8 protein-coding genes are annotated in these 15,072 nt (G+C 52.0%); 1 reads left to right on the top strand and 7 read right to left on the bottom strand.

All coding sequences use genetic code 11. The features are described 5' to 3' along the window. Positions 1 to 312 precede the first annotated feature (312 nt). Positions 313 to 1,176: a helix-turn-helix domain-containing protein gene (locus G8770_RS09570; protein WP_341771128.1), complete on the bottom strand. Its 864-nt coding sequence runs from the start codon at positions 1,174 to 1,176 to the stop codon at positions 313 to 315. Positions 1,177 to 1,696: 520 nt separating this feature from the next. On the opposite strand from G8770_RS09570, the gene G8770_RS09565 reads away from it, so the two are divergent. Then, positions 1,697 to 4,165: a beta-glucosidase gene (locus tag G8770_RS09565; protein WP_167185335.1), complete on the top strand. Its 2,469-nt coding sequence runs from the start codon at positions 1,697 to 1,699 to the stop codon at positions 4,163 to 4,165. Positions 4,166 to 4,593: 428 nt separating this feature from the next. On the opposite strand, the gene G8770_RS09560 is transcribed toward G8770_RS09565, so the two are convergent. The 6 genes from G8770_RS09560 to G8770_RS09535 all read right to left on the bottom strand — a co-directional run bounded on the left by G8770_RS09560 (position 4,594) and on the right by G8770_RS09535 (position 14,810). Continuing rightward, positions 4,594 to 6,477: a DUF3604 domain-containing protein gene (locus tag G8770_RS09560; RefSeq protein WP_208022166.1), complete on the bottom strand. Its 1,884-nt coding sequence runs from the start codon at positions 6,475 to 6,477 to the stop codon at positions 4,594 to 4,596. 333 nt (positions 6,478 to 6,810) lie between these two features. Continuing rightward, positions 6,811 to 7,257 carry a hypothetical protein gene (locus G8770_RS09555; protein WP_167185332.1) on the bottom strand — a complete coding sequence of 149 codons (447 nt, stop codon included), beginning with the start codon at positions 7,255 to 7,257 and terminating at the stop codon, positions 6,811 to 6,813. Between the two features lie 232 nt (positions 7,258 to 7,489). Beyond that, positions 7,490 to 9,028, bottom strand: coding sequence for a class I adenylate-forming enzyme family protein (locus G8770_RS09550; RefSeq protein ID WP_167185330.1), 1,539 nt, complete (start codon positions 9,026 to 9,028; stop codon positions 7,490 to 7,492). 269 nt (positions 9,029 to 9,297) lie between these two features. Next, positions 9,298 to 11,157 carry an ABC transporter ATP-binding protein gene (locus tag G8770_RS09545; protein WP_167185327.1) on the bottom strand — a complete coding sequence of 620 codons (1,860 nt, stop codon included), beginning with the start codon at positions 11,155 to 11,157 and terminating at the stop codon, positions 9,298 to 9,300. Further along, positions 11,154 to 12,980 (bottom strand): ABC transporter ATP-binding protein, encoded by a 1,827-nt coding sequence (locus G8770_RS09540; RefSeq protein ID WP_208022165.1) that lies wholly within the window; start codon positions 12,978 to 12,980, stop codon positions 11,154 to 11,156. The genes G8770_RS09545 and G8770_RS09540 overlap by 4 nt, the downstream gene beginning before the upstream one ends. Before the next feature lie 225 nt (positions 12,981 to 13,205). Beyond that, the gene (locus G8770_RS09535; RefSeq protein WP_167185324.1) at positions 13,206 to 14,810 is read right to left on the bottom strand and encodes a 5-guanidino-2-oxopentanoate decarboxylase; all 1,605 of its coding nucleotides are present in this window, start codon (positions 14,808 to 14,810) and stop codon (positions 13,206 to 13,208) included. Between the last annotated feature and the right edge of the window lie 262 nt (positions 14,811 to 15,072).

Here is a 15,072-nt window from a genome sequence, read left to right as displayed (position 1 = left end):
TGAATTTATATTCTTATAAATCAATATGTTACAAAGGTTTGCACAGGTTTTAGGGCAAATTTCGTAATTCACCCCACTAATGAACTGTTAAAAAATTAGTAAATATTTATACATTTCAATGGGTTACGGGGATTTACACAGGTTTTAGGGTAAATTTCGTCGATCACCCTATGTTACAAGGGTTTACACAGGTGTTAGGGAAAATTTCGTCGATCACCCTTTTTTTAGTTCGCATAATATTGATTATGTTAAATTGAGTATTTAATCAGACAGTCATTCCAAGGTGATGAAATGGTAATCTTATAGATTCGATTACAGCCTCTTACGCCGATACGCTTGCGGGCTTTTGCCAACCACTTGCCTGAATTTCCGAGAGAAATACAAGGCATCGTCGTAACCCAGGGCTTGCGCGACAGTGTGAATCTTCACAGCGCGGTTCATTAACATCTGACACGCCTGGGCCATTCGTCGTTCATCCCGCCAACTCAGCATGCTGCGCCCCAGTGAATTTTTAAACAACGCTGACAACCGTGCTTTCGACAGTCCTGCAGCCTCAGCAATGTCTTCAACGGCAATAGAATCGTACAGCTTCTGTTCAATGTAATTCATGGCCTGTTTCACGTGTGCATTGATTACATGGCCGCTGGCGTCCTCAGCCCATTGTAACGAGCGTAGAAATATCTGCTCCACCAGATTATTCCGTAACGCTGTGGGTAGTTCTTTTTCAGAGGGGTCCAGATCGAACAGCTGCTGGAAAATTTCCTGCACGACTAGATTATCCTGCGGGCGCAGGTGCAGTTGATAGATATAGGGCCCCAGCTCTTGCCAGTTAAGAGAGTTTACGACTGCAGGGGAAAGATTGCAGTAAATCCAGAAATGCCGCCAAACCGGCTGATCATCCGTTCGGCGATAATCGTATAAAGCCCCAGGCGCCAGCAACACCAGATCTCCTGGCGAAGAGGCATAAGATTGGCGCACGCAATTGAATGTTCCCCCGCCCTCCACAGTGAGCATCAAGGTCCAACCGCTGTTTTTTCCGGCAGGACGTCGCACCGCTGCATCCCCCACTTCACCCTGCCGAAGATTAGACTGACTGACCACGGGCAAAGCCACAAAATGCTGATCCACCAACTCCAGTATGGAGATCAGGTCATTGATGAATGCGGTGGCCTGCACACTGTCCAAGGTCTTGCCCAGAAAATGGCTTTGCCAGCGGCTTTTTAATGCCTGTGCCTGGGGTTGCTGCCGGAGTAACTACGAAAAAGAATCGGGGGTTAACAGCAGACGATAATCAGCGTTCTTTTCTAAATTAAGCATCTTCGTCAGAGCTTGTGTTTGTGGTGCTATCAATGCTTTACCACACAGCGAATTCCACAAGGCCCATGCCTGTGCGCAGATCTCATCTGCCCCCATCTGCGAACCCCTTTAGATTAAAAATAAGATAATCATCCATATTTTCACTCTATTGTCCATTCTCAATATTGCTGCTTTGCCGTACAGTGATTGCATCATAACAACTAAAACAGGCCAGGTTTTACCCAAGATACGCTCTGCAGGGGGTGGCGATCGTCGCTGTACCGCTGCTGATTTTGGTGGTTGCCTTGCTCTATGGCTTCTACCGTCTGATCAAGTTCATGATTGCGCGCTTGCGCGGCACTAATCACTAATCAAAAAAGAAAACAGCTAAAGGACAACCATGAATACAACACGGCCCTCCTCCAATAACGCCTTAACCACCCAGGCCAAGCAATTGGTTGAACAGATGACCCTTGAGGAGAAAGCCAGCTTGTGTTCCGGCGAAAATTTCTGGCAACTAAAATCACTGCCCCGGTTCAAGCTGCCCGCGCTGATGGTCACCGATGGCCCCCACGGTCTGCGCAAGCAGGCGGGTGACAGTGATCACCTGGGCATGAATAACAGTGTGCCAGCCACATGCTTCCCAACCGCTTCGGCCCTGGCCAGCTCCTGGGATTTGGAGTTACTGCAAACCGTAGGTGAGGCACTGGGGCGGGAGACGGCCGCTCAAAATGTGGCCGTGTTACTCGGGCCAGGGATCAATATCAAACGCCACCCATTGGGCGGGCGCAACTTTGAATACTTTTCCGAGGATCCTCTGCTCACCGGTCAATTGGCCGCGGCGATGATTCGTGGAGTGCAGTCACAAGGCGTGGGGTCCTGCCTTAAACATTTTGCCGTCAACAATCAGGAAACCAATCGCATGATCACCGATGCGGTAGTTGACGATCGGACCCTGAGAGAGCTGTATCTGCGTGGTTTCGAAGTGGCGATTGAGCAGTCACAACCCTGGAGTGTGATGTCGGCTTATAACCGCCTGAACGGTACTTATTGCAGCGACAATGCCTGGTTGCTGACTCAGGTGTTGCGAAAAGACTGGCAGTTTGAGGGCATCGTTGTTTCTGACTGGATGGCCAGCAACGACAGAGTGCGCAGCATAGAAGCCGGACTGAACCTGGAAATGCCCGGTAATGGGGGCGTTACGGATCAACAGCTTATTGAAGCAGTTAGCAATGGTAGTTTGACAGAAAAAGAGCTGGATAGATGTGTCACCGGTATTATTGAGTTAATGCTGAAGGCCCGACAACGCCCAGTACTGCCAACGGAAGTTGATCTCCCGGCCCACCATCACCTGGCTCGGGAGGCTGCCCGGCGCTCGGTAGTTTTGTTGAAAAACGAGCGACAGACACTGCCGCTGCAAACCGGACAGACGATTGCCGTCATCGGTGCCTTTGCCAAGCAACCGCGCTTTCAGGGCTGCGGCAGCTCTAAAGTGAATCCGACCCAGATCGACGCTGCCTACGACAGCCTTGCGAGCTGGGCAGAACAGCATCCTGGCACCCGCTTACTTTATGCCGACGGCTATTGTCCGAAACATTCACCCAATGACGAAGCCCTGATCTCTGACGCTGTAGAGATTGCACAAGCCGCCAACATTGTCGTGTTGTTTGCCGGCCTGCCGGAAAGCTTTGAAACAGAAACCGCCGATCGATCTCAGTTATCACTGCCACAACAACATCAGCGCCTGATTGACATTGTAGCCGCAGTTGATGTGCCCAGCGTTGTGGTTTTAAGCAATGGTTCTGCGATAACCATGAACGGGCTTGAGCAGGTGGATGCGTTGTTGGAAGGCTATCTGACCGGGCAGGCATCTGGCAGTGCCATCGCGGATATGTTAACAGGTGCCTCCAATCCCAGTGGAAAGCTGGCGGAGACTTTTCCGCTGCGACAGAGCGACCTGCTGGCCGATGCCTACTTTCCCGGCAGTGCACGCCAGGTGCAATACCGGGAGGGGCTGTATGTCGGTTATCGTTACTTCAACACTGTCGATAAAGCCGTTCTTTTTCCCTTCGGTTATGGATTGAGTTACAGTAATTTCCGCTACCTCAAGGCCGATTTGCAGGGCGACCCGCTGGCAGAGGGAGTACGTATCCGAGTCACGCTCCACAATGACAGTCACCACGATGGTGAAGAGATTGTGCAACTGTATGTGGGCTGTCAATCGTCGAATGTTCATCGGCCCAGGCAACAACTGGCAGGCTTTGCCAAGCTGTTAATCCCGGCGGGCGAAAAGCGCTCCGTAGACATCAGTCTTGATCTCCACGCCTTTGATTTTTACTGTGTGAAGCAACAACGCTGGCTGAAAAACCCGGGGCAATACAGCATCGATGTGGGCAGCTCAAGCCGTCACCTGCACTTGCAGATACCGGTGACCATCCCGGTTAGAGAACCTGTGGTAAGTACTGAAACGATAGTGAGTACAGACCCGGTGAGTGCTTTTTTTCAGGCCATGACTGCCGAGACCCGTCAAATACCCGATACAATTTTTCAAGACATGCTGCAAAGGGATATTCCAACCACCGAACCAACCCGCCCATTCACAGTCAATTCCACCCTCACCGAACTGGAGTCATCACGCTTGGGGCGCCATATAGCAAAAGCCTTTGCAGAAAAAATGTTGGAGCACACCCAAATCGATAAGGACGATACCCAGCTGGTTACCATCGTGCAGAATGTGATGAAAAGCACCCCGTTAAAATCTATGGCTCTGGCCAGTAACGGTCAGTTTAGCTTGAAAACACTGAATATTTTAATTCACTGTTTGAACTACCGTTTTGGTCAGGCGCTGTTAACGTTGCTGAGACACTAAAATATTAAAATCATTGACGGCTGATGACGGCATCAGCCGTCAATGATTTTTAACAGCAACCTACGAGGTGACGGTCTGCCAAAGGCAAACCACTGATTTTGTTGCAGCCAATAACTGGTGTCGATATTTTATATTCATTCGTTCAATATTGTCAGTATTCAACGCCCTTTTGGTGATTGGCAAGAACAGTATTTTTTGACTTGAATCGATGCTTCCCTATGTGATTAACAGAAATAAGTCATGATCAAGCCTAACACCGAAATATAGACCCGTTAATTATTTAGCTGGTGGTTGCCAGGGCGCAATTGAATCCATTATTGGCTGAAGTTTGCCGCTTATGGCCATTAAACCGCCGCGCCCTGAACCCTTTGAAAATGAAAGACTCAAGACGCAAACGAGCTAAGCGAGGGCTTTCCTCTTTCTCCAGCTTACGGTTGATACCAAATAGGTGAACTGTAAGCCCGATCCTGTATTTCTACAGGCACAGACTCTGGAAGCTCAGTGTCGAAATAAGCCGCGTCATAGGTGGTCCAGCGTGGCGTCGGGATTTCTAACACCCGAACATAGTAGAACGCCGGCTGCAACGGATCAAACTCCGGGTCTTGCCACCAAGAGATCAACTCTGGATCCCCTGTTGAGTTGCTGTAGGTGGCTTTGGCGACGTCCACCGTCGACTTTAGTGGTTGCACCCGGCCTTTACGATCGGCAGTGCGACCGTCGGAAAGCGCCACATTGTAAACCTTCTCGTGGCTTTGCCCCTTATCGTCCAGCCATCCCTTAATCACCTGCACCCGATCCAGATTGGCGGCATCCGGGTCACGCACTGCATGGATCATAAAGCTCGGCGCATTGGCGTTCTCCCTTGCGGGCAGATTACTGCCCATCGGCACACCGGAACGGTAACCATAGCGAGCGTAATCCGCACGGGTAACGTCCTCTGGCTGAAAGTTCCACCCCCCAAAAAATCGCAAGCGGATTCGGCTGCCGCTGGTGGCATACACCTCGCGACGGCGGAGAGCATCAAAGATGGCCTCACGACTGTTTTCTCTGGCCCAAACACCGGTTAATCCCGAAGCACCTAAATCCAGGTTGGACTGGAACTGCCCCCCCATTTTGGCCTTCAAGCGCTCGGCCGAAGGATTCGAGCCTTTGAACTTGCCGAAGTAATTATCTTCTCTGGTGGTGGCCAAACCGGTGTGAGTATCCGTCCCTCCCACCAATCCCATCTTGAACGGGTTGGCCCCCAGGGTCCGGTCATACTCAAGACCATCTTTCAGAGCCGAACGAGCGTATTCGTAACGCAGCATCCAGGGTTCTTTCGGTGTGCTAAAGGCAACGTTGGTTGTATCCCAGGTTTCAAAATTGGCAAATTCATCCGTTGGCGACAGGGTGGGATGACTCTCGCCATCTCCCTTCATCTGCGTGACTTCGTAGACCGGTTCCCAGCGCATGCGATTTTCCGCGTAGCGTCGATCTATAGGGTCTCCGTTAACACGCTGGGGAGAGAACATCCGTCCATTGGAGAGATTGCCGTTGTGAGGGATGGCCAATACCTGACCACCGGTGGCCTCTTCATAATGGGCCAGTCCCGCCCAAAGGCTTTCCGGGTCGGGGTTCTCATTGGCATCAATGGGTAACACTTGGCTGGTGAGGTCAGCATCATCGCGAAACAAGACCACACGATGCAGATTGTCACCGTTGATCATGGAGGTCCACTCGTATCCAATCAGCGTGGTGAATTGCCCCGGTTGGTTATAACGATCGGCTATTTGCGTAACATCGCTCCAGATAGAACGCAGAACACTGGTGGGCATGTCCGGCATCGGGCCGTGCTTGCCAATGACTTGCATAAAGGCATTGCGCAACCCCACCTTCCCAAACAGATCCAGCACTTCGGCGTAGCGGTCGCCAACCGGTTGTCCTACCACTAGCGGATCCCCGGCTTCTATGCGAGCGTACAACCCCAGATTCTCTCCATGATCTGTCACAGCCAGAAAATCCAGTGGTCGATTCAGCTTGGCTTCGATACCAATATCGGAGGTCACGGTCTCTCCCATGGCAAAACGGTAGGCCTCTTCCTGGCCAATGCTCCTAGAGCCGTTAATGTAAGCATCGGTGGAGAGATTGGTATGGAGGTGTAAATCACCCCAAAACAGTTGATTTTCAGCCGGAGTTCGCAAGGAAGGAGAAAACGGTTGTTGAGACGTCATTGGCGTAGTCGCCAAAACAGAATCTGTGGCGGCGACAGACGGCTGCTGCCACAATGCCGAAATCAATACAGCCGCGATTAAAGAGGTGAATCTGGTAAACACGGGGGCATTGCTCCCCAATGCAGTCAGGCCAGAAAATCTTACCATCATCTTGATTTACTCAATTATTAAATTGTTATGCACTGAGCTTTCAAGACGATTAAGCCTGAGGATCAGGGGGCATGCCAGTCACATGGCCACTTTAAAGAATGAATGTCCGTATATTTACACTCTTCGAAGGTCATAATTGCGAAGAACCCGGGGCAGGCCCTCAAACCCAGCTGTGGCATGTGCCTTCGCCATATTCTACCTACCCGCTTAATAGGGCTGGCCTCTGATTACGCCCCTTCTGTTTGTTTTGGCTGGCGGGCTTGCAGTTAAAAAAGTGTTGCCCAGTCATTCCCATTCATAAATTTTTCCGGTATACGAACGGTCTTTCAACTTGACGATACCATCACTTAACAGCAACTTTCCATCAGACACGTGAATCGTCAATCGTACTCGCCATTCATGGGTTCCCGATTCCTCGAAAACCCCTTCACCGGTACCCGTGACAAAGCGGCCTTCTGGCGGAAAAGCCTGACCAGCATAGCTAACATGCCCTCTGTCAGCGCCAGGCTCGGAGCCATAGAAGGCCATAGTTGATGTTATGACGCCATAGCCATCCGCCATGCCTTCAAAATTGACCTGGGTGATCACTCGTCCATCGTTATCATCTGAAACTGTGATGCTTGTGGATTTGGAAGAAAACTCCCCGATTGCATTTCCAATAGTCATTGTCGAGTCCTCATCTGAATAAATCGTTTTTATCATTTTTGAGAAACTGGAGATGAACTGATCCATAAGTGTAGTTCAGTCATCAATTGACAATAACTCGAGCTTAGAAAGCTTTATCCTATAAGTTTTTTCGCTTATGTAATTGTGCGCTATAACAACAGCAACGATGGTGGTCACATTATGAATGAAGTCGTTTGTCCGACGTCTGAACAGGCGAATGAGCAATACTTAGCTGGCTCTGCAACCCCCAGCAATGATCCACTTCTTGATTGCGAAAGATGATGGCCAAGACACGTCTTCAGCGGTTCAGTTTTTCAATCATCATGGCTTCAATCTGACGTCTGGCCACCTTGTTACTGGGCAGCATGGGCACCTCATCCCGGCTGATGGCCACATAGGCGCGAGGTACCTTGTAACTGGACAGGTTTTCCGTTAATTGCGCCTGAATGTCTGCAAAGTCCAGTTCCGCATCGTCGCGAGGTACCACAGCCGCCACCAGCAGCTGACCTCGCTCTCGATCGGGAATGCCGACAACATACGCCGAGTGAATGCCATCCAACTGCTGCAGTTCGTATTCCACTTCAGCTGGAGACACATTGCTGTTGGCGGTTTTGATCATGTCGCCATCGCGCCCGACAAAATGGATACGCTTGCCGTCACGCTGACCAAGATCGCCGGTGTGGTAATAGCCATCTACGGTAAAATAGGCATCGCGCTCCATCTTGTGCAGACCCGGTGTCAACGCATAGCCACGCACCTGAATTTCTCCCACTGCGCCATCGGCCACGGGTTTGCCGTCTTCATCGGCTACCCGCACCTCGAAGCCATCGGCAATATGATCCAGCGGTGGACACAGCGGGTAACCCGGTGCTCGCATCTCATCGGCGTAGGAATAAGGCCCCAGAGTTTCTGTCATACCCAGAGCCCAAATGGTCATGCCCTCGGGCAGCTCAAACATATCGTCCTTGGCCAGTACACTGCCCATGGCAATTTTGCTGTTGGTACTGGTGCCTTCACTGCAAACGGTTTTCGCACCGGCAGTCCAATTAGCCAACAAAAACAGCATCATACCGCCAACCCAGAACATCGGCAGGCCCACCATGATTTCGGCACCGGGAGGCAGTGGACGCATCCGGCACAAATATTGAGTACGCTGCAGCATGGGGCCGTGACAGTGTTTGACACCCTTGGGCATGGCCATAGAGCCGGAGGTGTAAATTTCCAGAACCTGATCGGTCGAATGAACTTCCGACTCAACCTCACGCAATAACTCGTCACTCACTGATTTGGCTGCAGACAGCAACCACTGTTGGTCACGGATCGATACCGGCAGGTCCGGTCCGGTGGATACCACCCAACGCAGAAAGGGCACTTGCTGTAATCGAAGATCGGGCGTTGTCGCCGTCACCAATGCTGGCAACGCGTCACAGAGGCGTTGCACATAATCCTTGCCCAGCAATGAACGTTGCAACAGCAAACCGCTGATATCCGACTGTCTTAAAATTCGTACCAGCTCATGGGCCTTCGCCAAGGTACTGATCGGCACGGCAATGCCACCAGCCCGGGCGATGGCCGCAAAAGCCACCGCGAACTCAGGGCCGTTGCCGTAAATAAACCCCACCCGACTGCCTTTCCCCACTCCGCGCGCAATCAACCCACGGGCCAGTTCAGCAGAACGCGAGTCGAGTTCGACAAACGAGACCGAATGTGTGTCCCCCGTAGCGCTCGTCAGGCTGATTGCCGGACTTTCCCCGTAGAGTCTGGCGCTGGTTCTGATCAGCTTAGGAAAAGTTTGGGCAGCGTCAGTAACAATATCGAAACCTTGCGTTGGATTCATAAATTTCTGCTGTCCGTTTAGGAAAAGGATGGCCTGTTTTTGCAGAGAGGCCCTTCCCTATCCAAGCCATGATCTTATCGTCAAGTCGTGTTGTAACATGTTTTTCGGAGTATTTTATACACCCTTACCCCTACCAACGATTCAGGCAGCCGCCTCAGGCAATTTCAAGCGGGGCAGCTTAAGGCTGGCGATGTTACATCGACCGACCCGCTTGGCCCATGGCCAGCGGCAGCTATCGGAGCCAATGCTTTCGGGCTGCCCGTATTCCTTCAACTACCAGGCAGTTCCTTCAGTAAATTCGCGTAAAAGCCCTGTATCTGAACCAGTTCGCGGTGGGAGCCGCGCTCGATGATTCGTCCCTTGTCCAAGACCAGGATTTGATCAGAGTGTTTAATCGTGCTCAAGCGGTGAGCAATGGCAATCACGGTTTTGTCCATGAACACATGATCAATGGCTTTTTGAATGAGCTGTTCGGTCACGGAATCCACGGATGCAGTCGCCTCATCCAGCAACACCAGCTCACTGCCAGAGGCAATGGCTCGGGCAAATGCCACCAGTTGACACTGCCCCGCCGACAGATTGCTGCCATTGCCCTGCAACTGGAATTCGTATTGTCCCGGCAGGCGTTCAATAAACCCGTCCGCATAGACATAACGGGCCGCTGCCTCTACATCGGAGCGGCTGATACCCTCGCGTTCAAGGCTAATGTTGAACGCAATGGACTGGTTAAAAAGAAAGACCTCCTGCTGCATCAGGGAGCACAGCCGACTGATCTGGCCCAGCGGGATCTCCCGCAGCTCGCGGCCATTGAGTAAAATCGAGCCCTGGTAATTTTCGTAGGTTCTGTTAAGTAACCGCAGGATCGTGGACTTGCCAGACCCGGTACTGCCAACCAGGGCAATTTTCTGGCCTTTAAGGAGCTGAAAAGACACGCCGTCGAGCACCTGAGGTCCGTCGTCACTGTAACGGAAACTGACGTTGTCAAAGACCAGGGATTGAAACGTGTCTTCAACCGTTGAAGACTCCGTCAACTCCCCATCACGAACCGAGGTATCAACCTCACTTTCCTGCAGCGGTTGTTCAAATATTTCTTCGATGTGACCAAAGGCTGCGAGTGCTCGCTGGATAGAGGCGACTTGCGAGGTAAAATCCCGAATAGGCACAAAGATTCGATCAAGGGTTTGGGTGAAACCGATCAATACCCCGTAGGTAATTGTGGCAGCCAGCAGCTCGCGGGCACCAAACCAGATGATCAACGCCATGGCAATGGTGGTAATCCCCTCAATAATGGCGAACAGCGCGGAGTCGTAGAAATTGGAGCGCGACTGGGCCCGGAAGAAACCCTGGGTATAGTCTTCATACTTGTTTTGTACCTGCTCTTCGGCTGAGTAGAGCTGCACGGTCTTGATGCCGTTGAGGCATTCCTGCAAGTAACCTGTGCCCTGCGACAGCACCACCCGCCCTGAGGCATAGGCATCGCGCAAGCGGCGACGCAACATTTCGGTCATAAAATAAGTGGGCGGCCCCATGAGCAGCACCATCAGAGCCAGCTTCCAATTGATCACAAACAAAAAGATCAACAGGGCCAGCGTGGTCAACACATCGCGCACCATGCTCAGCAACCCCTGTGCGAAGGATTCGTTGACGGCCTCCAGATCACTGGTCAAACGGGTCAGGGTGACGCCAATTGGCGTTTTATCAAAGTAACGGCGGGGAAACGCCAGTACCCGGGCAAACATATCGGCCCGCATATCTCGCAACGCGTAGAGCGCCGACTTCTGCAGAAAAAAATTGAACAAAGCGTCGGCCAGATAATTGCCAATCAGAACCAACAGCAGCAAACCCGACCACCAATAGAGGCCGCTGATTTTGCCGGGCACGATCTGGGTATCAATGATGTGCATGATCAGCCAGGGAAAAGCCACGCTGCACAGAATGGTCAACGGGACGGCCGCGGCCCCCAACAGCACCTGTTGGCGATAAGGTTTGAGGTATTTGAGGAAGCGGCGAATCAAATGCCAATCGATGGCTAACCGCTCTGTCTCCGGAGGCTGCGCTCGCTTTTGTTGCGAACTCTTGTGCTGCGAACCTGGACGAGGCGACGCAGAGCTTCCACTAACATCACTCATAGATTGGGCTCCTCGTCTTTGCTGGGCCGAGTGGGTTGAGCTTCCGGTTCTTCTTGCCCCTGCTGCTCAGCCGCCTGTAATTGCCAGGTCTGGCGATACAGTGGAGAACGCTCCAGCAATTCCCTGTGCGTTCCCTGCGCAACCACTGCTCCCTGGTCCATCACCAGGATGTAATCCACCCGCTCCAGCACACTGGCACGATGGGAGACAATGAGAATACTTTGACTTTGCATATGGTCGAAAATTTGTCCCAGCAAAAAGCGTTCAGTGTCGTTGTCCACGGCCGACAGGACATTATCCAGAATCATCAATTTAGAGGGCGTGTACATGGCGCGAGCCAAGCTCAAACGCTGTTTCTGACCGCCGGATAACAGAATCCCCTTCTCGCCGACCAGGGTGTCCTCCCCTGCCGGGAATTTATCCACCTCGTCTTGCAGATCACTTTGATAGAGCACATCATCGATCGGCTGCGACTCTTCGTCACCGGCACTGAAACGAATATTGTTGACCACCGAATCGGAGAACAAAAACGGTTCCTGTGTGATGGTCCGCACAGCACTGCGCAAATCCCGGCGCGACAGCTGAGTGATGTCGTAGTCATCAATAAATATACGGCCGGGCTCAATCTCCAAGTGCCGATTGATGCAATTCACTAAAGTGGATTTACCCGACCCGACCTGGCCCAGGATACCGATGGTTTGGCCGGGACGAATATCAAAACTGATGCCCTTGAGCGCCGGCTCGGCCTGCCCCGGGTAGGTGTAACTGAGGTTGCGGATACTGACACCGGAACTGAACAATTGTTGACGCTCGGCATCAGGCAGGTGCTGATGATCCTGTGGCGGAATGTCACTGTCGAGAATCTTGCGCAGACTCTCGATGCTCAGAATGCCATTTTGAAATGAGGAGAAAATCATCGCCATGGAGAAAAACGGCATGGCCAGTAAGGTGGCGTAAGACAAAAATGCCACCACCTCCCCCAGTGACAACCCGGACTGAATCACATAGACGCCACCCACCGCAAGTATGAGGACTTTCATGATGCGATCGGTATACCCCAGAATCGGCAGCACCAGGGTGCGTATCCGGGCCAGTTGCAGAGACCGCCGCAATAATTTGTCATTGCCCTGGGCAAATTCGTCTCGCGCCCAGCCCTGAATGCGATTCGATTTGATGACCTCGATGCCGGACAGTAACTCCACCGAATGGGACGACAGCGCCTGTAACTCTTCCATTCGCACCTTCATCATCTGCCGCATACGACCAATGGCCCGGTGTGACACCAGAAACGTCGCGACCACCGGAACCATGCAGTACAGCGTTAACTGGGGGGATAATTGCCACATTTTGTAGGGCGTGAGCGACAGGGCAAAAGTAATGTTGAATACCTGCAGCATAACCACCCCGGCCAAAGCCCGGATACCATTGATGTCATTGTTGACAATAGAGATCAGCGTGCCGGTGGGATGTCGCTCAAAAAAATCCCGTTGCAGATGAGTCAGCTGAGTGAAGGCTTCATTTTTAAGATCGCGTTCAACCGCTCTGCCGGGGTTGAAAAAAAGCATTCTCGATAGCGTACGTGTCGCCATCATCATTAAAGCCAAACCGGCAATCAGCAATATCAAGGTATTGAGCTCCCCCTGATGCTGGGGTAACTGCTCTTTGAGCAAATCAATGGAGGCACCGATATAGCGAGGAATGCTGACCGCAAACCAGTTAGTGGCCAGTAACAGGATTACTCCTGTTCCATAGGACCACTTGTGACGGAGCACGTAGCGGAGGAAAAATTGCCAATTTGATTCGCGTTTTGGGTGATCTGACAAAACTGTTCCAGAATATTCGACGGTCCACGGTTTTGGTTGTGGGATGTGAACATCCAACAACCCCGGTACAACTGGGCCGCTATGATACTCGGTTGTTCGCTTTTTCACGACCCCTCAGCGCTGTCGCCCGTAAAACGGCCACAATTCGGACCACCGTCACTGCAAGGTGCATGACTCTGGGCAGGATAAACATACCGTCCCGATTCGCTATCGCCCGTTTTTTTATCAGGGGAAAGGGTAACCGTCAGCAAAATCGGATTCTGCCACTTCGATCAAAGAAGGCCCCGATCTGACAGAGGCCGCCAGTAATTGAGTCGCTAGCTCCTCTCGATTCGATGCTCGTGTCGTTGCACAACCAAAGCCTTTACCAATCATCTGAAAGTCGGGGGTATAGATGTCCACACCAACCCGGTCCACCTGGGCATCGTCCATAAAGCGCCGGATTTCTCCATAGCCGGAATTGTTCCAAAGTAAAAATATCACCGGCACCTGCGCCTCGACGGCACTGGCCAACTCTCCGATGGAGAACTGAGCCGCACCATCACCAATTAAACCAATCACCGGAAGATCCGGGCGACCCAATTTCGCACCCATGGCCGCGGGGATGGCGTATCCCAGAGTGCCGAAACCACTGGCTGAGTGAAAATAGCGTCGAGGCTGCTCTGTTTCATAAAATAGCCAGGCATAGTACACCGGCTGAGTGGAGTCGCCGGCAATAAGGACATCTGGCAGTGTTTCACGGATAGTCGCGAAAAAATCAGCGTACCTGGGCGAGTCCAACGTTCTGACGCGCCGTTTTAATGCCTGGGCCCGCGTCTGGCCATCAGCGTTTACGGCTGTTTCTGGCAAGTCCCGGGCCAATGCAACGAACATCTCTTGCGCATCGCTGCATATGGCCAGGGTAGGTTTTACATTGCGACTGAGTTGAGACGGGTCGATATCCACACGGATTAATTCACCATCGATTTTTATCGGACCCGCAAAGAAAAAATCATAATCGGTTTCTGAAAACTCGGTCCCCACCGCCAACACGACATCGGCGTTCTGCATTTCATCGCGAATCGCCTCGCAGGAGCCCGACCCTCCTACAACCAAAGGATGGCTGTAAGGGACAACGCCTTTCGCATTGACGGTATTAACGATCGGGCAATTGAGTTTCTCGGCAAATACGAGTAACTCGGTGCCGGCGTTAACCGCGCCACCACCGATAACAATAAGGGGGCGATTTGCGTTGCGCAGTATATCAATTGCCCTCGCCACGTCATCGGGTGCAGGAGCCGGGGGACGAGGTATTGGATAGCAAGTCACGTCCACATGATCCGCAGGCTCGGTGATCACATCGATGGGAATTTCAATGTGTACCGGGCCGGGTCGCTCACTGTTGAAGACAGCAAAGGCCCGTGCCAGCACTTTTGGCAGCTGGTCCAGATGTCTAACCTGATGACTGAAGCGCGACACCTCTGACACCAAGCTGCCCTGGTCAGGCAGCTCGTGAAGGAAGCCCTCTCCCATGCCCAATTGGCCACGGCGATTCACCGACGAAATCACCAGCATGGGAATAGAATCCTGGAGGGCTTGCCCCATGGCGGTGGCAATGTTCGTCATCCCAGGACCCGTAATAATAAAACACACGCCAGGGGTACCGGAAGCCCGTGCATAACCGTCTGCCATAAACCCTGCCCCCTGCTCATGGCGTGGGGTAATGTGACGAATATGACTGCTGGCCAGACCACGATAAAGTTCTACCGTATGAACCCCCGGGATACCAAACACGGTGTTGACCCCGTAGTTTTCTAACATTTTGATCAGCACTTCACCGCAGGTCGCCATATTGGCCTCTGTATCAATAAACGATGAATTTGTGCCAGCTCCGTCAGGAACTCAACACGAACCGTTATCCTGGCTATTCAGCACCATCCATTCTCTTAACTCTTCAGCGCCATCCATTCTTTTAACTATAGTGTAAAACGACAGTATAAAACGACCCTGAATCAGGATCACGGGAAAGAGAACTCTATGGGCTATGCAGACGATAAAAGCGAGCCGGGCCGAACATTTTCTGGAATCGACTTGCGTTCAGGATACGCCACAA

The organism is Pseudomaricurvus hydrocarbonicus, from assembly GCF_011602365.1.
Taxonomy (GTDB): Bacteria; Pseudomonadota; Gammaproteobacteria; order Pseudomonadales; family Cellvibrionaceae; genus Pseudomaricurvus; species Pseudomaricurvus hydrocarbonicus.
Note: the sequence above shows the minus strand (reverse complement) of the source record. Positions and strands in the feature narration are given on the sequence as shown.

What these genes read in the sequence shown, in the direction of transcription:
- G8770_RS09535 (WP_167185324.1), bottom strand. Translation starts at nt 14,810, where the DNA reads ATGGCGACCTGCGGTGAAGTGCTGATCAAAATGTTAGAAAACTACGGG.
- G8770_RS09555 (WP_167185332.1), bottom strand. Translation starts at nt 7,257, where the DNA reads ATGGATCAGTTCATCTCCAGTTTCTCAAAAATGATAAAAACGATTTAT.
- G8770_RS09565 (WP_167185335.1), top strand. Translation starts at nt 1,697, where the DNA reads ATGAATACAACACGGCCCTCCTCCAATAACGCCTTAACCACCCAGGCC.
- G8770_RS09550 (WP_167185330.1), bottom strand. Translation starts at nt 9,028, where the DNA reads ATGAATCCAACGCAAGGTTTCGATATTGTTACTGACGCTGCCCAAACT.
- G8770_RS09545 (WP_167185327.1), bottom strand. Translation starts at nt 11,157, where the DNA reads ATGAGTGATGTTAGTGGAAGCTCTGCGTCGCCTCGTCCAGGTTCGCAG.